Origin of the sequence: Wolbachia endosymbiont (group A) of Ischnus inquisitorius (assembly GCF_964026985.1) — a bacterium.
Classification (GTDB): domain Bacteria; phylum Pseudomonadota; class Alphaproteobacteria; order Rickettsiales; family Anaplasmataceae; genus Wolbachia; species Wolbachia pipientis.
Genome location: NZ_OZ034715.1, coordinates 162,104 through 181,508, shown reverse-complemented (window position 1 = coordinate 181,508; position 19,405 = coordinate 162,104). Strand labels below are relative to the sequence as shown.

20 protein-coding genes and 2 pseudogenes are annotated in these 19,405 nt (G+C 35.3%); 13 read left to right on the top strand and 9 right to left on the bottom strand.

What is annotated here, in order from left to right:
- The first annotated feature begins 51 nt into the window (after positions 1 to 51).
- The 9 genes and pseudogenes from rsfS (at position 52) to AAGD90_RS07145 (ending at position 7,395) form a co-directional block, all read left to right on the top strand.
- Positions 52 to 369: a ribosome silencing factor gene (gene rsfS / locus AAGD90_RS00970; RefSeq protein WP_006279567.1), complete on the top strand. Its 318-nt coding sequence runs from the start codon at positions 52 to 54 to the stop codon at positions 367 to 369.
- 231 nt (positions 370 to 600) lie between these two features.
- Positions 601 to 1,851, top strand: a complete 1,251-nt coding sequence (gene tyrS, locus AAGD90_RS00965) for a tyrosine--tRNA ligase (protein ID WP_007548582.1) — start codon at positions 601 to 603, stop codon at positions 1,849 to 1,851.
- A 398-nt stretch (positions 1,852 to 2,249) separates the two neighbouring features.
- On the top strand, positions 2,250 to 2,579 hold the full coding sequence (locus AAGD90_RS00960; protein WP_007548762.1) for a transposase: 330 nt from the start codon (positions 2,250 to 2,252) through the stop codon (positions 2,577 to 2,579).
- Positions 2,563 to 2,763 carry a hypothetical protein gene (locus tag AAGD90_RS00955; RefSeq protein WP_341821986.1) on the top strand — a complete coding sequence of 67 codons (201 nt, stop codon included), beginning with the start codon at positions 2,563 to 2,565 and terminating at the stop codon, positions 2,761 to 2,763. Before AAGD90_RS00960 ends, AAGD90_RS00955 begins: the two co-directional genes overlap by 17 nt.
- A 19-nt stretch (positions 2,764 to 2,782) precedes the next feature.
- Positions 2,783 to 3,190: a transposase gene (locus tag AAGD90_RS00950; RefSeq protein WP_007548764.1), complete on the top strand. Its 408-nt coding sequence runs from the start codon at positions 2,783 to 2,785 to the stop codon at positions 3,188 to 3,190.
- Between the two features lie 882 nt (positions 3,191 to 4,072).
- On the top strand, positions 4,073 to 4,645 hold the full coding sequence (gene ruvA / locus AAGD90_RS00945) for a Holliday junction branch migration protein RuvA (RefSeq protein ID WP_209472514.1): 573 nt from the start codon (positions 4,073 to 4,075) through the stop codon (positions 4,643 to 4,645).
- A complete protein-coding gene (gene ruvB / locus AAGD90_RS00940; protein WP_010963048.1) occupies positions 4,642 to 5,622 on the top strand; it encodes a Holliday junction branch migration DNA helicase RuvB in 981 nt (326 codons plus the stop codon). The genes ruvA and ruvB overlap by 4 nt, the downstream gene beginning before the upstream one ends.
- 77 nt (positions 5,623 to 5,699) lie before the next feature.
- Complete coding sequence (locus AAGD90_RS00935; RefSeq protein ID WP_341821985.1) at positions 5,700 to 6,617, top strand: hypothetical protein; 918 nt, start codon at positions 5,700 to 5,702, stop codon at positions 6,615 to 6,617.
- A gap of 60 nt (positions 6,618 to 6,677) precedes the next feature.
- Positions 6,678 to 7,395, top strand: a pseudogene (locus tag AAGD90_RS07145) (DNA-3-methyladenine glycosylase).
- Positions 7,396 to 7,422: 27 nt separating this feature from the next.
- Here the strand turns inward: AAGD90_RS07145 and purF are convergent.
- From purF to AAGD90_RS00905, 3 genes are read right to left on the bottom strand one after another with little or no spacing between them, the layout of a single operon-like run.
- A complete protein-coding gene (purF, locus tag AAGD90_RS00915) occupies positions 7,423 to 8,808 on the bottom strand; it encodes an amidophosphoribosyltransferase (RefSeq protein WP_341821984.1) in 1,386 nt (461 codons plus the stop codon).
- A 25-nt stretch (positions 8,809 to 8,833) separates the two neighbouring features.
- On the bottom strand, positions 8,834 to 9,937 hold the full coding sequence (gene rodA, locus AAGD90_RS00910; protein ID WP_341821983.1) for a rod shape-determining protein RodA: 1,104 nt from the start codon (positions 9,935 to 9,937) through the stop codon (positions 8,834 to 8,836).
- Between the two features lie 53 nt (positions 9,938 to 9,990).
- Complete coding sequence (locus tag AAGD90_RS00905) at positions 9,991 to 11,457, bottom strand: proton-conducting transporter membrane subunit (protein ID WP_264722945.1); 1,467 nt, start codon at positions 11,455 to 11,457, stop codon at positions 9,991 to 9,993.
- Positions 11,458 to 11,521: 64 nt separating this feature from the next.
- Between AAGD90_RS00905 and AAGD90_RS00900 the strand changes: the two genes are divergently transcribed.
- From AAGD90_RS00900 to virB9, 3 genes are all read left to right on the top strand, one after another.
- Complete coding sequence (locus AAGD90_RS00900) at positions 11,522 to 11,836, top strand: NADH-ubiquinone oxidoreductase subunit NDUFA12 family protein (protein WP_007548590.1); 315 nt, start codon at positions 11,522 to 11,524, stop codon at positions 11,834 to 11,836.
- Between the two features lie 2 nt (positions 11,837 to 11,838).
- The gene (gene mlaD, locus AAGD90_RS00895) at positions 11,839 to 12,294 is read left to right on the top strand and encodes an outer membrane lipid asymmetry maintenance protein MlaD (protein ID WP_007548591.1); all 456 of its coding nucleotides are present in this window, start codon (positions 11,839 to 11,841) and stop codon (positions 12,292 to 12,294) included.
- Positions 12,295 to 12,479: 185 nt separating this feature from the next.
- Entirely contained in the window at positions 12,480 to 13,262 is a 783-nt protein-coding gene (gene virB9 / locus AAGD90_RS00890) for a P-type conjugative transfer protein VirB9 (RefSeq protein ID WP_015589382.1), read from the top strand.
- A gap of 3 nt (positions 13,263 to 13,265) precedes the next feature.
- Here the strand turns inward: virB9 and AAGD90_RS00885 are convergent, their stop codons facing one another.
- From AAGD90_RS00885 to der, 5 genes are all read right to left on the bottom strand, one after another.
- Positions 13,266 to 13,862, bottom strand: coding sequence for a ribonuclease HII (locus AAGD90_RS00885; protein ID WP_341821982.1), 597 nt, complete (start codon positions 13,860 to 13,862; stop codon positions 13,266 to 13,268).
- Positions 13,863 to 13,868: 6 nt separating this feature from the next.
- The gene (gene mraY, locus AAGD90_RS00880; protein WP_341821981.1) at positions 13,869 to 14,849 is read right to left on the bottom strand and encodes a phospho-N-acetylmuramoyl-pentapeptide-transferase; all 981 of its coding nucleotides are present in this window, start codon (positions 14,847 to 14,849) and stop codon (positions 13,869 to 13,871) included.
- A 580-nt stretch (positions 14,850 to 15,429) separates the two neighbouring features.
- The gene (locus tag AAGD90_RS00875) at positions 15,430 to 15,972 is read right to left on the bottom strand and encodes a demethoxyubiquinone hydroxylase family protein (RefSeq protein ID WP_006279362.1); all 543 of its coding nucleotides are present in this window, start codon (positions 15,970 to 15,972) and stop codon (positions 15,430 to 15,432) included.
- Entirely contained in the window at positions 15,947 to 16,468 is a 522-nt protein-coding gene (locus tag AAGD90_RS00870; protein ID WP_010963042.1) for a disulfide bond formation protein B, read from the bottom strand. The genes AAGD90_RS00875 and AAGD90_RS00870 overlap by 26 nt, the downstream gene beginning before the upstream one ends.
- Entirely contained in the window at positions 16,465 to 17,790 is a 1,326-nt protein-coding gene (gene der / locus AAGD90_RS00865) for a ribosome biogenesis GTPase Der (protein WP_341821980.1), read from the bottom strand. Before der ends, AAGD90_RS00870 begins: the two co-directional genes overlap by 4 nt.
- Positions 17,791 to 17,921: 131 nt before the next feature.
- Here der and AAGD90_RS00860 point away from each other — a divergent pair, with 131 nt between their 5' ends.
- Positions 17,922 to 18,131: a hypothetical protein gene (locus AAGD90_RS00860; protein WP_010081834.1), complete on the top strand. Its 210-nt coding sequence runs from the start codon at positions 17,922 to 17,924 to the stop codon at positions 18,129 to 18,131.
- 9 nt (positions 18,132 to 18,140) lie between these two features.
- Here the strand turns inward: AAGD90_RS00860 and AAGD90_RS00855 are convergent.
- Positions 18,141 to 19,388: pseudogene (locus tag AAGD90_RS00855) on the bottom strand (transposase).
- Between the last annotated feature and the right edge of the window lie 17 nt (positions 19,389 to 19,405).

Sequence of the window (19,405 nt, the reverse complement as noted above, 5' to 3'; positions counted from 1 at the left end):
TTTAGAAATTTTGAGTATATAATTATAAATGAATCATATAACCTGTAAACAATGCTTAGCGATATGGAATCGATAAGAAGTACAATTGAAGAGATAATAGATCAAAATAAAGGTCATGATATAGTAACTTTTGATGTGCAGAATAAAACCGTTATTGCAAAATATATGATTATTGCATCTGGTGATTCAAGCCGTCACGTTAAAGCTTTAGCTGAGCACGTAATAAAAAGCCTCAAGCCACATGATAAAATAGATGTAGAAGGTATGGATGAAGGCAATTGGGTAGTTTTGAATTTTCAAGGCATAATGGTTCACATATTCAGGCCGGAAGTAAGGGAGTATTATAAAATAGAAGAGTTATGGAACTAATTGCCTGGATAGCTGGTGCACAACTGCACAAACGTTGTAATTTTGAAGGCAACTCCTGCACAGGTAGTGGTGTCATGAAAGTAGCTGACACTGGAATCCAGTTTTTCATGCAATTTCATCGAAAACGTTGTATAGTGTGCTTGTTTATAATTAAGTTCCAGTGTCTGGGCACTGGCTTCTCTATTAGGGTTACCTTCGGCATTAATGACAGGATAGACTGGGGTTTATAAAATGAAACACGCATCTGAATTTTTAAATTTCATCCAAGAAAGAGGGTACCTATACCAATGCACAAACATTGAAGGACTAGATCAATTATTATTGCAGAGCAATTATATAGTTGCATACATTGGGTTTGATTGCACAGCACCAAGTCTTCATGCTGGTCACCTAATTCAGATTATGATGCTCTGTCACCTACAAAAATTTGGTTATAAGCCGATAGTCTTACTTGGAGGTGGCACAACAAAAATTGGTGACCCATCCTTCAAAGATAAAGCAAGAAGCATCTTGCCTGTAGAGAACATCAATCAAAATACATCCAGTATAAGGAGAATATTAGAGAAAATGGTGTCTTTTAATGACAGCAAGACTGGTGCAATGATAGTAAATAACGCAGATTGGTTGGATAACATAAAATACATAGATTTTTTGCGTGATATAGGAGCTTATTTTTCTGTAAATCGTATGCTAAGTTTTGATAGTGTGAAAACCAGGCTGGATAGAGAGCAAACCTTAAGCTTTCTGGAATTTAATTACATGCTATTGCAAGCTTACGACTTTATTGAATTAAACAAAAAATATGATTGTCGTCTGCAGATTGGAGGGTCAGACCAGTGGGGAAATATAGTAAACGGAATTGAACTTGGAAAAAAGTTGAATTTACCTGAGCTATTTGGCCTTACCATGCCTCTTTTATTAAATGCACAAGGAAAAAAAATGGGCAAAACTGAAAGTGGAGCAGTGTGGCTTGATGATAATATGCTAAAGCCTTACGACTACTGGCAATATTTTCGCAACGTTGATGATCAAGATGTTGGACGTTTTTTAAGATTGCTCACTGATGTGCCAATTGATGAGATTAGAAAATTAGAGTCTTTAAAGGATCAAGAAATAAATGAAGCAAAAAAGGTCTTGGCAACAGAAGTGACAAAAATATGTCATGGTGACAAAGAAGCGGAACTTGCACAATTTGCTGCAATTTCTGCTTTTGAGAATGAAGATAGCTCACTACTTCCTGATTACATCATAAAAAAAGAACAAGTTGCAAGCGGCATATCCTTAGTAGACCTACTACATGACACCGGTTTTGAACCTTCAAAAGGCGCTGCAAAGCGTTTAATACAGGGCAACGGATGCAAGATTAATGATAATGTTGTAAACAATATTGATCATGTAATAAATTTCGAAAGCTTTAAAGATCAGCCATTTATAAAATTATCTGCAGGAAAGAAACGCCATATAAAAGTTGTGGTAGATTAGGTCTCGAAGTAAGAAAACAAATTTTATACAAGTGAGAAATTAGATATGGAGCAAATTTTCAAAATTCGAGAATTATGTATAAAACAACTGGAAAGATAGTAGAAAGCGAAATTCTATTATATATAGCTAAAGTGGCTTAGGTTTACCTACAATTTGAAAAACAACAAATTCGTCATTCCGCTACTCATTAGCGGAATCTATACCGCGAATGAATCCATAACTGTACGGACATTGCAATTTGGGCCTACCAGGAGGGCAATGCCTCTTATCCAAGTACCCTCTTCTTGTCATCCCAGTGCTTGACACTGGGATGACTTTGTTGCATAGCAACTGAAAAAATCTGGTGGCTACTGACAAAATTCATTATAAAATAGCCATTTAACCTTGAAAGAAAAAATATGCCACAAAAAATGAGGGTCAGTAACCATAGCGAATATAACAAATTTCTAGAAAAAAGAGGAAATATTTTTCATTATATCAACGAAGCCATAGAAAAGTGGTACGAGAATGGTCCAAAAATACCAGGTGGCAACAATATTTATAGCGATAAAGTTGTAATTTTGGTGCACATAATAACTTGTTTATTTAGAATAGGCCTGAGGCAAACAGTTGGGTTTATAGCAGGATACCTTGAGCAAATTGGGAAAAATTTGCAAGTTATCAGCTATTCACAATCATCAAGAAGGTTTAAGAAACTCAATATTAAGATCAATGATTGCAGAAAATAATATGGAAGATATCGAAATTGCTATAGACAGTACAGGAATTAGTATATACAACAACACTCCTGGTCATAGCAAAGAAAATAGCGAAGATAGAAAGTATCGCAGCTATGAACAGACAAGAAAATTGCGTGTAATGTTGAATACAAACAGCAAAAAAGCCATAGCTGTAAAATACAGTAACGGCTGATCACTATGGAGCTTGTGATTTGCTAAAAGAAGTCGATTTTCAGTATGTCATAAAAGTACTATATGCAGATAGGGCATATGACAGAGAAAAGCTCTATAAGCTGTGTAATCAATATGGTATAAAAACGAAAATTCCTCCGAAAAACAACGCAGCAGAGCATCCAAAGTTAGACTATATGGCTGAGAGAAATTCTGCAGTCAAGCTCATAAAGTCATATGATGAAGATGGTATAAAGAAGTGGAAAAAAGAGATGAGTTATGGAAAAAGATCTTATATAGAAAGTTTTTTCTCGCGACTGAAACAAACATTCGGGTTTAGTTTTAGGAATAAATCTGAGACAAATAGAGAGAAGGAACTACTTGTTAAATGCTATTTGCTCAATAAGTTCACTGATATTGGTATGGCTAAATTTGAGATAGCTTCATAAATTTATTGTGCGTTACCTACTATCCGAAGAGCGATGCAACAAAGCCCACGCACTGGGATGACAGCAGTCCTACGTCATACCGCGATTCATTCGCGGTATCTCGGCCGCTAACAAGAGATCCCGCTAACACGTAGCGGGATGACGAGCTTATCGTCACGCTGCCACGAACCGTCATACCGCCGCGGCGCTAACAAGAGATCCCGCTAACACGTAGCGGGATGACGAATTACTATCTACACCGTCATACCGCGATTCATTCGCGGTATCTCTTAACATAGATCCCTTACTTAACCGTCATACCTTAACATAGATCCCGCTAACAAGCAGCGGGATGACGGTTGTCGTTTAGCTACAAACATTAAGAAATTTACCAAATAAAAAAAAGGCAAAAGAAGCCCCGTGGTTGGCTAATTACTTACATTATACTTTCAAGTATGGCGTTTTTTTATTCTAAACGCTTAATAACCACGACTCAGCTGCTTTTAAGCTGCAACTAATCTAAATTATAAACATTAAGAAATTTACTAAACAGAAAAAAAGGCAAAAGAAACCCTAGGGTAGCTAATTATTCACTATCCATTTTTTAAGTTGGCGTTTTTTATGTTTTAAACGCTTTATAAGCGCGTTTCAGCTTATGTAGGTAGAAATTTTATAAGACATAAGGTGCACATAGTGCAAAAAATTAAACATGATACGCCAGATACGTGAGTTTTTTGTCATTTAATCTGTACAGAGAAGATAAATAAATAGCTTCAGTGTTTATGATAAGGGGGCTGGCGGAGTTTGTCAAGTGGTTTTTTAGCCACGTTTCCCTGTTATAATGTTCGTTTGCTTGACCTAAGATCCAGGAGTATTTAAACTGAACCCTATACAGTGCTAAAAATGATAGGAAATCTAAGCGGAATAGTTGATGAAGTGCGCAGTGATCACATAATCCTGAACGTGAATGATGTTGGCTATATGGTGTATCTTTCAGCCAAAACTTTAAGTGCTTGTGCAATTGGAAGTAGAATCAAATTACTTATCGAAACCTATGCAAATAACAGAGAAAACACTACTCAGCTATATGGTTTTATAAGCGAAGAAGAACAGCAGTGCTTGAGGTTGCTAGTTAAAGTAAGCGGCGTTAGCTATAAAACTGCAATGTCAATTTTGGGCAAATTAACTCCAGAACAGCTATTTTTGGCAATTATGAATGAAGATAAAGTAGCACTCAAGATGAGCGGACTTGGCCTGAAACTCATAAATCGAATCATCACTGAATTGAGTGGCAAAGTGAGTAAACTAGAAATAAATAACAATAATTTTCATCCAATTAATGAAGATGCCCTTTCAGCATTGATCAATCTTGGGTATGAAAAAATGAAAGCTTATGATACGATAAAAAAATACAGGCCAAATCTGGACACTAAGGATATTATTCGCATGGCGCTTAAGGAGCTTTCAATACTATGAAATCAATATCGTGCGGTAAAGAATATACTGAAGATGTGCGCAATATCAACATCAGGCCTGAACAACTTGATGATTTTGTCGGGCAAAAAGACTTAATACAAAATTTAAAAGTGTTTATAAACGCTGCACAGACGAGAACTGAAGCTTTAGATCACGTTTTATTATATGGTCCTCCAGGGCTTGGCAAAACAACTTTAGCACAAATTGTTTCTAAAGAATTAAGAGTTAGCTTTCGCGCAACTTCTGGTCCTTTACTTAGTAAAGCTGGAGATTTGGCCGCAGTGCTTACCACTTTAAATGCAAAAGACGTTCTATTTATCGACGAAATTCATAGATTAAATCGCAGCATCGAAGAAGTTTTATATACTGCTATGGAAGATTTTTGCCTGGACATATTAGTAGGTGAAGGTCCATCTACTCGCACTTTAAGGATAGATCTACCACCATTTACGCTAATTGGAGCAACAACACGGCTTGGATTACTTTCTGCGCCACTCAGAGATCGTTTTGGCATTCCTTTGCATCTTGAGTTTTATTCCTTTGAGGAGCTGGTTAATATTATAAAAAGAGGCGCAAGAGTTCTTTCTGCTGAAATTGAAGAGGATGCAGCACGGGAAATTGCCTGCCGTGCGCGCGGCACTCCAAGAATTGCTTTGAGGTTACTCAGAAGAATAAGGGATTTTGTTGAAGTGAAAGATGATAAAAAAATTACTTATGAAGTCGCTGATTCTGTATTACTAAAATTGGGTGTAGATAAAATGGGACTCAATAAACTTGATATGAATTATCTAAGATTTTTATTCAACACTTCAGGCCCTGTTGGAATTGACACCATATCTATTGCGCTATCCGAAGATGTTGGCAATATTGAAGAAACAGTAGAACCTTATTTAATCAAAATTAGTTTTGTAAAGCGCACACCAAGAGGGCGCGTTCTAACCGATCAAGCAAAGGAGTATTTGAGCTTTCAACATTAAACATCATAATTTATATTGACTAATTGGCGTGGTATCTATATGCTAACATTAATATATTAAAAATAATGGAGGCATATATGTTAACTAATAGCACTGAAACTGTATCTTTAATTGAAACTTCTTCTAATCTAAATATCAGTCCTTCTGATAATAATTCGATTTCGGATACTAAAAATGTACCTAAATCAACACTAGATGAGAATGTACCTAAATACGTCACTCTTAATAATGCAGAAGAATGGAATGAGCTCTTTATAATGCAGAACAACACTTCTACTAATACCACTAATAAAAAGAAACCAAAACCTTATATTCATAACGATAGTAATGGTATATGTACATATACTGCTCGGGATGAGAATAAATATGGTGGTAAGAACATTATAGGCAAAATTGCTGAACAAATTAAAGAAGAGATATCTAAAAATATAGAAAATAATGATATAGAATTTATAAAACTTAAAGAAAGCAAAAATGAAGATAATATTATTGAGCCTGCCGTAAGAATTGCGATAGGTAGTAATACAAAAGAAATAAGCATGAGTGACATTCTAAATAACGATTTGTGTAAACAATATGGCGTGAAAGCAATTACATTATTGCTACCTCAAAGTAAAGCAAGGGGGCTACGTTGCCGGGTTGATGAACATGGAACAAGAATTTATGAAGTAGCTAATGGGTCATATCAAATGACTTTAAAGTGGAATGCTCAAGGAAAAGAATGTAATATTAAAATTAATATTCATGATAATGGCTCCGTAGAACTTATTGAGGGTAATGGTGTTACTATGGAGCAATTAGCTGCACATAAAGAAGTAAAAGTAGGAAGGCAATATGAAGCAAAGCCTTTACATGAAGTGTTAGCATCACAATTGCCACAAACACAATTACAACAAAGCTCTGAAGAAGTAAAATTTTTGGAGCAGCATTCAACAAATGTAGAAGACTTGAGCGGCGCATCACAAAAGCATCAAGCTCCTGCTGCTTCAAAATAGGTAAAGTAGTGAAAATTCAGTATAAGTTGCTTGCATCTGCAAGTAACTTATACTTTTATGATGAGCAACACAATACTACCAAGAAATTTCTACGAGCGGCCAACTTTGGTTGTAGCCGGGGAGTTATAGCCTTTCTTATAATAGTCCGAATGCGATAAGATATGTGTTTATGGCTATAGCAGGCCAGTAGCATATTACGGTCTGTTCGGATTATTGTAAAAAGAGCTATACTAGGAAAGATGCTGAAATTTTCTAACTTTAGTGGAATAATAACCGAAGTTGAAGCCTATATAGGAATGAATGACCCAGCTTGTCACGCGGCAAGAGGCTATACTAATCGAACCTCAGTAATGTTTGGTATGCCGGGGTTTTCATACGTGTACTTTATATATGGAATGTATTACTGTTTAAATATTGTAACAGAAACAGAAGGGTTCCCAGCAGCAGTGTTATAGCCTTTCTTATAATAGTCCGAATGCGATAAGATATGTGTTTATGGCTATAGCAGGCCAGTAGCATATTACGGTCTGTTCGGATTATTGTAAAAAGAGCTATAATACGAGGATTAAAGCTCATTGAACCGCTTGAAGCAAACTTAGGCGGACCAGGAATACTGTGCAAAAGATTAAACATTACAAAAGAACATAATAAGCAAGACCTTACTATAAGCCACAAATTTTGTGTTTATGAATCTCACCTCAACCCGGATTATGTGTGCACTCCGAGAATCGGAATTAGTAAAGGCCAAGAGAAATTTTGGCGGTTTAAGATTTTCTAAACTTAAGCTCCAGTGATCTTGCGTAGACTATTTGCCAATTGGATAATCACCAGTGAAACAAGCATCACAATATTGTGGTGTAGCATTGTTACACACTTCTCCTTTAACAGCCTGATATAATCCATCAATACTCAAGAAGGCTAGGCTGTTTACTCCTATAACTTCCTTAATTTCCTCTACAGATTTATTTGCAGCAATTAAATCTTTGCACTCTGGCGTATCTATTCCATAAAAACAAGAATGCTTAATTGGTGGGCTTGAAATTTTGAGGTGAATCTCTTTTACTCCTGCATCCTTTAGCATAACTATTATATTTGTTAACGTACTACCACGCACTATACTATCATCTATTAAAATTATGTTTTTACCTTTCAAAGTGTGCTTATTAGCATTGAATTTTAATTTTATTCTAACTTTACGTACTTCAGCGGTTGGTTGTATAAAAGTTCTTCCTATGTAATGATTACGAATTATTCCCAGTTCCATAGGTAATCCTGAATGCTTTGCATATCCAATAGCTGCAGGTATTCCAGAATCAGGTATTGGTACAACCATATCCATATTGTTTTTTGGTGGGCTCTCTTCTGCAAGTATTCTTCCTATTTCTTTTCTTATATCATATATGGACCTATTCTCCATTATGCTGTCTGGTCTTGAAAAATAAACGTATTCAAAAATACAAAAACTTGATTTTTGCTGTGGGAAAGGAAATGCTGAAGCTAGATTACCATTTCGATCAATGGTGACTAACTCACCTGGTTCTATTTCTCTAACAAACTCTGCATTTACTATATCAAGAGCACAAGTTTCAGATGCAAGAACATAAGAACCGTTTAACTTCCCTAAAACAAGAGGCCTGATTCCAGACGGATCACGTACTCCAATAACTACTTCTTGATTGATTGCCACAAAAGAATAAGCACCTTGTATTTGCTTTAATGCATATATAAAACTCTCTAAGAAGCCATCTTTTTCACCGCTTGCTGTCAGATGCACTACTACTTCTGTATCAATATCTGACTGAAAAACGCACTCTTGTTTAATTAATTGTTCGCGTATTGGAGAAATATTAATTAAATTACCATTATGTGCTATGGCAAAATCCCCAAATTTGCCACTTTTGCCAAGCATGGGCTGCACTCCAAACTTATTACCACTTGTTGAGTATCGAACGTGACCTATTGCACAATCTCCAGGTAAGGATTTCTTTATTTCATCTATATCATCAAATACGCTGCTCACTTGACCTTGAAAGTGATAAGAGTGCAGCTTATCGTTGTTACTGGTTACTACGCCAAAAGACTCTTGACCTCTATGCTGCAAAGCGTGGAGAGCAAGTATAGAGTTAAAAGCAGCACTTTGGTTGCAACTTATGCCAAATACCCCACATTCCTCACGCATTTCATCTAGCATAAAAACTATTAAGTAAAGTTTTATTTTACTTTAGCATAGGTAAAATACAAGCATTTTTTTGTTCATCTGCTTTTATTGCCAGCAATAATCCTATGCATATCAAGCTTGCAGCAGTTGTACTTCCTCCATAGGAAAGAAATGGCAGTGGATCGCCTATCACAGGCAAGAGGCCTATTGACATTCCAATGTTTACAAAAAAATGAGCGCTAAAAAAGGCGAAAATGCCGATAGATACCGACTTAGAAAAATAATTTTTCGACCTATAAGCGATAGAGAAAATTACTCCAAGTAATGAGGTATAAAGCAAAATTAAAGCCATGCTACCTAAAAAGCCCCATTCCTCACTCAGCACTGCAAAAGCAAAATCTGTACGTTTCTCCGGCAAAAATCCAAGTTGAGTTTGACTTCCGTTAACAAAGCCCTTACCAAGCAAACCTCCTGAACCAATAGCTATTTGAGATTGCTGCGCATTATAACCTATTCCAAGTGGATCCACTGATGAATCCAAAAATGACAATATCCTTTGCTTGTGATAAGGACGTAAAAAAGGCCAAATAGCCGGTACTGCAAAAATGCCAAGAGTTCCACATATTACTGAATGAGATCTTTTTATTATTGTTGTGAATATAATTGATATCCCTATAAATAACATTATCATAGCTGTGCCTAAATTAGGTTGCTTTAACACCAAGAACACGGGTAAGAAAATAATTATAAGTGCCTTAAGCAATCTTTTAAATTCCATCATTTTATACATACTCTGCTTATCAAAATAGCGAGCAAGCGCAAGTATTAAGCCTACTTTTGCAAATTCTGATGGTTGCAAACTAATTGATCCAATTCTTATCCACCTTGTTGCACCCATTATGTGTGAGCCAAAAAAATTTACTGCTAATAGTGAAATCGCTGCTGCTATATAAAAAAAGTAGGCGTACTTCAAGTAAAAATCTAGCTCTATGAATGACATAGCTATAGCGAGTAGGAAAAAGAAGGAAAATATGACCAGTTGGTGAATCGCAAATGGCACCCACTTTCCTCCAGCAGAAGAGTATTGAACAACAATGCCAACGCAAAACAGCGCTATCACGTTAATGACTAATAACCAATGAATCTTCTTCAGCCTACCCACAATAAAGACCTTATAACCTTAAAGTATAGTAAAATATGAAACAAAGATAAAAATCAAAAAACTAACTTCTCAACTACTAACCGAATTGGAGTGCTATATATTCCAGTTACTACTGTTAAAGCTGCCATAAACAATAGACAGAAAAGCATAGGAAATGGCACATCATTAATTTTGCCTAGTGTCATTCTAGTGCGTGACGTTGCATCATTTTCAAAATACATTTTCTCTACCATCTTCCACATGTATATTAGTGCAAGAAAAGAACCGGCAGCAAAAGCTATCAGGGAAATCCACGCGCGAGATTCGATAATTGCTTTCATTATATACCACTTGCTTACAAAGCCATTTGTTAAAGGCACACCGATTAATGCTAAACTGAGTAGAGTGAACGCAAGTGCTGTATAAGGCATTGATTTCTTGAGTCCCGATAAATTCTCTATTTTTGTTGTATCAAATTTGTAAGAAATACATCCTGCAGCCATAAATAAAGATGTTTTTATTATGCTGTGGTTTACTATGTGAAGAATTGCTGCAAATACACCTGTTTTTGAGTTAAAACTCAGTGCTAAAATTATATAACCAATTTGGCTAATACTAGAGTGAGCAAACAGTCTTTTTATGTCTTTTGCGGTTATTGCAAATATCGACCCAAATACAATAGCGCAAAGTGCGAGGATAATTATCACATTGTCCAGTAGCGGCTTAAATAAGAAAAAATTTTGATGAAAAACAGTATAAAAGATTCTGATGAAAACATATATCATCACTTTTGTCACTGTGCCTGAAAAGAATATGCTAATGAAACTTGGCGCCTCACTATATGCATTAACCAGCCACCTGCTTAATGGAAACAGTGCCATTTTGATTGAGAGACCAACAAAAATGAACAATGTGCCAAGCTTTATGATGTTGTTATCGTATAATGGAACTATTCTTTCAGCCATGTCAGACATATTGAGCGTTCCAGTCATTGAATACAAGAGCCCGATGCCAAATAAATAAAATGTTGCACCTATTGTTCCACTAATTAGATATTCAAATGCTGCAACCAAGGCTTTTTTATCCCTTCCCATTGAAACTAATACATAAGAAGAAAGAGATGAAATTTCCAAGAAAACGTAAAGGTTAAATATGTCGTTTGTTACTAAAATCCCAAGCAGTCCGCTTAAGCACAGTAGAAATAGAGAGTAAAAACCAGTGATTTTGTTTTTGCTAATCTCTTTTTCGTTAATATAAAAGCTATAAAGCACACTAATCAGCGCTATAAAATTCACTAGGGTTAGAATTAAGGAATTTAACACGTCGATTCTTAACTCTATTCCATACGGAGGAGCCCAATTTCCAAGGTGATAAGTTATAATTTCACCTTTATATGTTTTAATGAGTAGTATTGATGAAATGATAAGAGTGATTGTTGTTGCAATAAAAGAAATAAACCAAGATACCTTGTGTTTCTTGGCAAGAAAGCAAAACATTGATGCAATTATTGGGATAATAACTTGTAAGATTGGTAATTGCATTAAATTGTTGTTAATATATCGTTAAAGTATTAGTATATATAATACTTTTTGTTTTAATACCCTTATGTTATCTAAAATTTGTAATGCAATAAAACGCCTATTACGAAGAGAAGATAAATTTGTAGGAAGAGATGAAAATGGAAATTCTTACTATGAATCAAGTAAAGGAAAAAGGTGGGTTATGTATAGCAGTGTTTCTGAGCCTACAACAGTGCCTCCGGAATGGCATATATGGCTTCACTATACTGATAATGTAGTACCAGTTAATAATAAAAAAAGAAAAGTAAAACATACTCCTAATTTAACGGGTACAAAAGATGCATACTATCCAAACCAAAAAGTGAAAAATTACTATAAAAGCTGGAGTCCTGATAACTAAAGATGCGAAGGTCAAATATACTTGAAATAACCGCTGGATTATTTGTATTAATTTTTACTATTTTTCTGATTTTCTTTGCTATTGATAAGCTATCTTACATAAAGAAAAACTATAAGGATTGCTATAAAATATATGGTCTTTTTGCTAACGCTAACGGTATAGGAGTTGGTGATAGTGTCAAGATCTCTGGTGTAGATGTTGGAAGCATAACTGGTGTATCACTTGACAAAGCTACCTACGTAGCACGAATCGATATGTGTATAAGCAAAGACATAAAATTGCCAATTGATAGTTCAGCTCTGATCACTAGCAGTGGAGTTGTTGGCAGTAAATTTGTTAATATATCACCTGGATCAGATATTAAACTAATCTTGCATGGTGGTAAAATAGAGTATACTCAAGCTGAAGCAAACATGGGTGGAATAATGGACAGAATTCTTGGTATGTTTACGAAGTGAAAATGGCAGGATTCCAAGTGTACCCGTTCAGGTGAAGCCTCCTGTAGTTCTAAAGTATTTAAGGAGTTTGCCTTATTTCTTGCCTTTTCTACCGCTTGCTTTGGGGTTTATAGTATAGAAAGTGCCTTAACAGTTGCAGTGCATGTCTATTAATGATAAAATGAAGATTAATTCATTTTGATATTATGATTGGTTTACTGTTTGCCGTACTATTGTTCCTCTGTGGTAGTGATGCACTTGCAAAACAGGAGCCACGTTCAATAGCTGGAGATAATCACATAAAGGTAATAAATTATAACCCACAGGCTATACATAAGTATACGGGTTTTTATGGTTATCAGTCCAGTATATTGTTTGAACCAGGGGAGATAATACAAAACCTTTCAATGGGTGATTCAACTGGTTGGCAACTTCTTCCTCAAGGTAACAGATTGTTTATTAAGCCCATAGATGATATTGCTGATACTAATGCAACTATAATTACCAATAAAAGAGTTTATTACTTTGAACTTCATGCTGAAGAAGCAACTGGACTAGATGATCCAAGATTAGCATATGAAGTAAGGTTTCTTTATCCACTATTTAGCAGTGATGAGATTTACACAACAAATAACGGTGATATCTTCGAACAAGCTAGTCATACCATTATTCCTGATATCAATGATATTGAAGTTGTAAAGAAGGGATTAAATTTTAATTATTCCATCTCGCACGTCAAAGGTAGTCAGTCAATAATACCAATTAAGGTTTTTGATGACGGAAAATTTACATATCTACAATTCAATAAAATAAACTCTGATTTTCCGGCAGTTTTTATGGTTGATTCTGCAGGATATGAGTCTTTAGTAAATTTCCGTACAGTTGATAACTACCTGATAATCGAAAGGGTAAGTTCAGTGTTTACCTTAAGGAATGGATCGAGTACAGTTTGCCTATTTAATGAAACCATACCTTTCAAAAAAGGGTAAAGGCTATAATGCCCGAGATATGGGTGCAAAATTTTTTCTATGATGTTCTGTAATTCCATAAAGGCCAATAGTGTTAAGGTGCTCTTTTGTCCCATATCCTTTATTTTTATACCAATTATATTCAGGATGCTTATTGTGCAATTCTTGCATAAGCCGATCTCTCGTAACTTTTGCAACGATTGAAGCTGCTGCAATTGATGTACTCAAATTATCACCATTTACTATGGATTTCACTTGCCATTTCACTTCAGGTGGTTGATTACCATCAACTAGCACATAATCTAATTCTAGGTCCAAGTCTATCAACGCACGTTTCATTGAAAGTTTTGTTGCTTGCAAGATATTGTATGAATTTATTTCTTCTACGCTTGCCATTCCTATACCAAATTTTGCAACGGATATTATTTTTTCATATAGGACTTGCCTACATTGAGGAGTCAACTTTTTCGAGTCGTTGATTCCATCAATAATTGTATTTCTATCAATAAACACTACGGCTGCGGATATTACTGGACCAGCTAGCGGACCTCTTCCAACTTCATCCACTCCTGCTATCACTCCTGATAATTTATTTTCTAATGTAAAGTCTGGGTATTTCATAGGTTTTTATAATAAGAAAGTTATAGTAAAAACTGAACAGATAATAGAAATTATCCAAAATTTCATAACGATTGCATTTTCTGACCATCCCTTCTTCTCAAAGTGATGATGTATTGGTGCCATAAGAAAAACTCTTTTTCCTTCTCCATATTTAAACTTTGTATATTTAAAACATGATATCTGAATAATAACAGATAGAGTCTCTATTACAAAGATTATTCCAATAATGGCAAAAAGCATTTCTCTTTTAATTAGGACACTAGTTAACCCTAAAGCCGCACCTACCGACAAGCTACCAACATCACCCATAAATATTTTTGCTGGATGTGTGTTAAACCACAAGAAACTTAGAATAGCTCCTATAAATGCAATGCAGAATAAAGTAATATTCATATCTGCCTGAGTTATATATGCAATTAGCCCCAAAAAAGCAAAGGAAGTGATAACTTGAGTTGCAGCAAGGCCATCCAAACCATCTGTGAGATTCACAGCATTAGAAGAGCCGACAATTACAAACGCAGCAAACGGAACATATAGATAGCCAAAATCTATTATTACTCCTTTAAATAGGGACGTTTTTGTAAAACATTCAGCAGAGTATAGCTTAAGTATAAACACACCAACCAGAGCAACAATAAACTGAATAAGTATTTTGGTTTTTGCACTTAAACCTCGATAGTGATTTGTCTTCAATTTTAAATAATCATCAATAAATCCAAGTAGAGCAAAAAATAGAGTTATCAATATCAGCAGCAAAATTTCTGGTGTTAACTGAGCCCAGAGTAAAATTGGTAATAAAGAAGAAATCAGTATTATTATTCCGCCCATAGGTGGTACATTCTTTTTTGTTATTAAATGACTTTCTGGTCCACATGATCTAATTGGTTGCCCATCTTTGCTTATTTTTTTTAGAAGCTTTATAAAATAGGGAAAAAGAATAAACCCAAAAACAAATGAGGTAAAAAATACTTTTGTAGCTAAGATCATCTGCTTACTTAAATTGACTAAGTGTCATACCACCTATAGCTAATAAAGTCAACTTCTGTCATCCTATAGCCTGACCCACAACTGTACGAACATTGTGATTTGGGCCCATCAGTAGGGTGTCATCCCAGTCTGGAATCCACAACTGTACGAACGTTGTAGTTTGGACCACCAGTGGGGTGTCATCCCAGTGCCCAGACACTGGTTCTATGCAACTTAATTAAAAACGTTTGTTTTAGTGTAAGACAATTACCTTTAGCTTATCAGCTCAGTTATAAGCAAAATTTCTGGATTCCAGACTGGAATGACACCATTTGCTGTGCAATTTACCTTCAAAAATGAATGTTCGTACAGTTGTGAACCTGTGGCAGGTATTACATAAGAGCATTTCCCTCTTCTAAATTAAAACGCACTTTTGCCTCCTTTGCAGTCTATACTTTAGATGTATTTAATTTACAAATACTAATTATTTATTAATAATGGTGATATGTAAATATAGTTATAAAATAATTGTTACACTTGAATTCCTTCCTGGTTTCTGTTGTTATCAGAACATTTAAAACACTTTAAGAAAGCTGCTTAGTTAAATTAACTTAGACAAGTAAATAGCAGTTTTGCAGCCTGTTTTTATGAATGATGATAAAATGTTGTAGCCAAATGCGCTTTCAGCATTGTGCTGAATTGCAATATCTTTGTGCTCTAACTCCTCGTCGCGAAATTTACTTATAGTTTCTCTTAATTCCCCATCTTCTAAATGTGAAACTTGCTCTTTGTAGTGCTCCCCGATAACTTCTTCAACTGCAGCAGTGCAAGCCATAGCAGCTTTTTTGCCCATAATGGCAGTTGCAACGCCAAGCGACACTCCTAAAACACGCCAAACAGGCAACAAAACAGTAGGACGAACTTTTTGCTCTTTGATTTTCTCATTAAAATAGTGAAAATGCTTTTTTTCCTGCTCTTCCATTTCAATTATTTCATTGATTATAGAAGATTTCTTAAGAATAAATTTTTGACCAGAATAAATGCAAATAGCTCCATATTCTCCAGCGTGATCTACTCTAATTGCCTGTTGCAAGAACTGATTGTTGCTGTACCTTAAATTATTTAGATTTCTTTCTTTCTCCACAATACACCTTACCTGATACGAACAGAGCTACTATGAGATAAATTAGATTCCATGTTGCTAAGGAAACACCTAGAACGTAATGAGGTCTGTCACAAGATGGAGAGTAATTAGGATTTAGTAGATTATTTCTGAGCTCTTCTATACTAACGTTACTACTTGCTTGCTCTGTACAACCTAAAACATCATGAAATAAGTGGAGTTCAAGACCTATATGATAAAAAGATATTACTGCACCTATGAGGTAGCTGCAAAACATTGCATAGATTAGAATTTTGTTGTCTTTAAGCATGCACGCTACTGCAAGTAATCCAGCGATATAGTAAACTATTCGCTCGTATGTACATAACTTGCATGGCAGCATGTTGAAAAAATATTCTAGCACATATGCAAAAATTAGAGCAGCGGCACTCGACAGCAGAAAGATTGCAGGAATTCTGGAATTATTACACATAACTTTAAGTAAATTATCCCTGAAAGTATAAAGCAGAGTATTCATTTTACATAGGGATTTTTATTTTTTTTCAAAAGCAATCTAACTGGCACACCGTCTGCAAAGAAATTTTTTCTGAGATCGTTAATTAAATAGCGTTTGTAACTTTCATCAACACTTTCAGGTATGTTACATATCAAAGAAAAAGCTGGAGGTTTAGTACCAATTTGAGCGATATACTTCATTTTAACTGCTTTGCCTTTTACAAGAGGGTGAGAATGTTTTCCTACAGCATCTATGAGCCACTTATTCAGTTTTGCAGTGCTGATCTTCTTGTTCAAGGATTCACTCACTTCAAGACACTTATCTATCACATCACCGCAGCGCATGCCTTTTAACGCAGAAATTGTTATAGTTGGCACTTCCAAGAATAACCTGGTTACTTCCTGTTGTTTGACAAATTTTATTAACCTGCTTCTGTCATCCTTACCTATTAAATCACACTTATTTAAAACAACAATAATCCCTTTCCCTCCCTTAATTGCAGCTTCACCAATTGATAAATCCTGCTGCTCAATACCAACTAGGGAGTCTAGCATTAAAACTACCACATGAGAGCGCTTGATTGATTCCATGCTTTTCTCAACAAATCTTGATTCTAAGCCATCTACAACATTCGCCTTTCTGCGGATTCCGGCAGTGTCAATTAGAGTAATTAACTCTCCATCATGATCATATGTAATATCCACAGAATCACGTGTGGTACCTGGCTCTGAACTTGTTATTAGTCTGTTTTCTGCAAGTAAACCATTTAAAAAAGTTGATTTTCCAACATTCGGACGGCCGATGATCGCGATCCTCAGCCTACTCAGTTCATTGTTAGGTAACTCAGTGTTCTCGTTAAAATTTTCAATAACACCAGCTAATGCATCATAAAGATCAACCATGCCAAGATTATGCTCGGCAGAGATATACACCGGGCCAAGAAAATCAAAAAACTGCAAATAATCAACATTTTCGGATTTATGACTCTCGCATTTATTTGCTACTAGTATTACAGGTTTATTTATTTTTCTCTTCAGCCACTTTGCAAACTCTTCATTTCGCTCATTTTGCACTTTTGCATCAACAAGAAAGAAAATTATGTTTGAATTGGATAAAGAAAATTCGATTTGTTCAATAACTTGTAGTGAAAAATTAGTTTGGTCGTTCCATCCTCCTGTATCTATAACTTTAAACTCCAAATCGCTAATTCTCCCCATTCCCTCTCGCCTATCCCTTGTCACTCCTGGAATGTTACTCACTACTGCTGCTTTTCTTCCTACTAATCTGTTGAATAGGGTCGATTTTCCAGCATTTGGTAGGCCTACTATGGCGATTTTTAGCATAATTCAAGGGCATGTTCTATATGAAGTAAATTATAACCGAAACTTTTCAATTTAACTATTGACTTCGTAGATTATATAAGCATACTACAGTTAGAATTTTTTTATTTCGTTATGTAAAATATGGGGTAGTTATGCTAGTGTCAGAGCAAATAGAGAGTGTAGATAGAGAAGAATTAAAGCAACAAAATCATATACATAAAGATACAGAGTATTCGGAAGAGACGACAATATATGGGCATATTAATCAACATATGGAAAAAAACATCTCAAATACATTGCATGAAATATATGATGCTCTTATGTCATATAACGAATCGGAACAGCCAATGGCGTCAACTTAAGAACTTTCATTAGCAAACTCTCCTAAAGACATGATGGCGTTTAGGCTTATCTACTTTATTGCGGCTGTCCCGGTCGGATTTTAACTTTAGCGCGTATACTTAAAAAGGGCTTGAAAGTTTTTTGGCGCAATAAGTACCTGATAGAGTTTCTGTCTCATTACACTAAATAAAACTGAAAAATTTAAACGATACTCAGTAATTTGATCTGGGTTCCAAGGCCCTTGTGCATCACACATATGAAGCGATAATATATTGCACATGACCAAGTTTGCCCAAAATTCTTGTAATACAGCCTCTCCAGAAAAATTCTCTAACTCTGCTCCTACTTTGAGTCGTTTATAGCACTCCTCTATGTGCCACCTTAACACATAAGCTTTGCTCCAAAGTCTCGGTCAAAAACTCTGTTTCTCAGTTGGCTAATGTCAGCACTATAACTCTTACTTTCTGTCCTTTCATTTTATTTTTTAGCTTTTCATTTTCTAATATAAAATCAAAATCTAATTCGCCAGCGTTCCCATAGCTTACTATAATTTCTTTTTTGCAAGCGAAAAATAAAATCTACTTCCAAATTATAATGCTGCTGAATGAATTTTACTGAAGACGATCATAGATAAATAATAATTTCTCTTGATTTAATAAACGCATTTGAGTGATAACTTCGGGTAATTGCTCTGCCGCCAACGTTTGTTCACCTATATTCCAAGCTGCAAGACGAGCACTGCAAATCAATGAAGTATAGCTCTTTTTACAATAATCCGAACAGACCGTAATATGCTACTGGCCTGCTATAGCCATAAACACATATCTTATCGCATTCGGACTATTATAAGAAAGGCTATACACAAATCAACAAACAAATTGCCAATGGTGCCTGTTGTTCCATTTGGTTCAAACTCGGATACAATTTCCCCAGAGCTGGGTAATCTCATACCAGAACCATCTGCTGCAATAAGTCTATAGCCTCTCCAACTCAGGTTCATCCTGATAGGCTGTTTGGATGCTTAAATTCTTGAAAGCCTGTATGGCAAATCTTATATCTTGCTTTAGAAAAAGCTTGCTTTGAGGGTACATGTCAATGGCTCCATAAGTTCACATTCTATTCCCAAACTTTTTTTAACTAACTTTAAAATCATAGAAAATACTGTCGAAAAAGGAAGTTTTCTTGTTCGTGTAAAACTCAACACAATGGATTTTCTGAAAAGTTTTCGAGTATATTATATTTTTAATTTGTAGAATAAGGTTTTTTCCTTTTTGCATATTTCACCTAAAAAGGA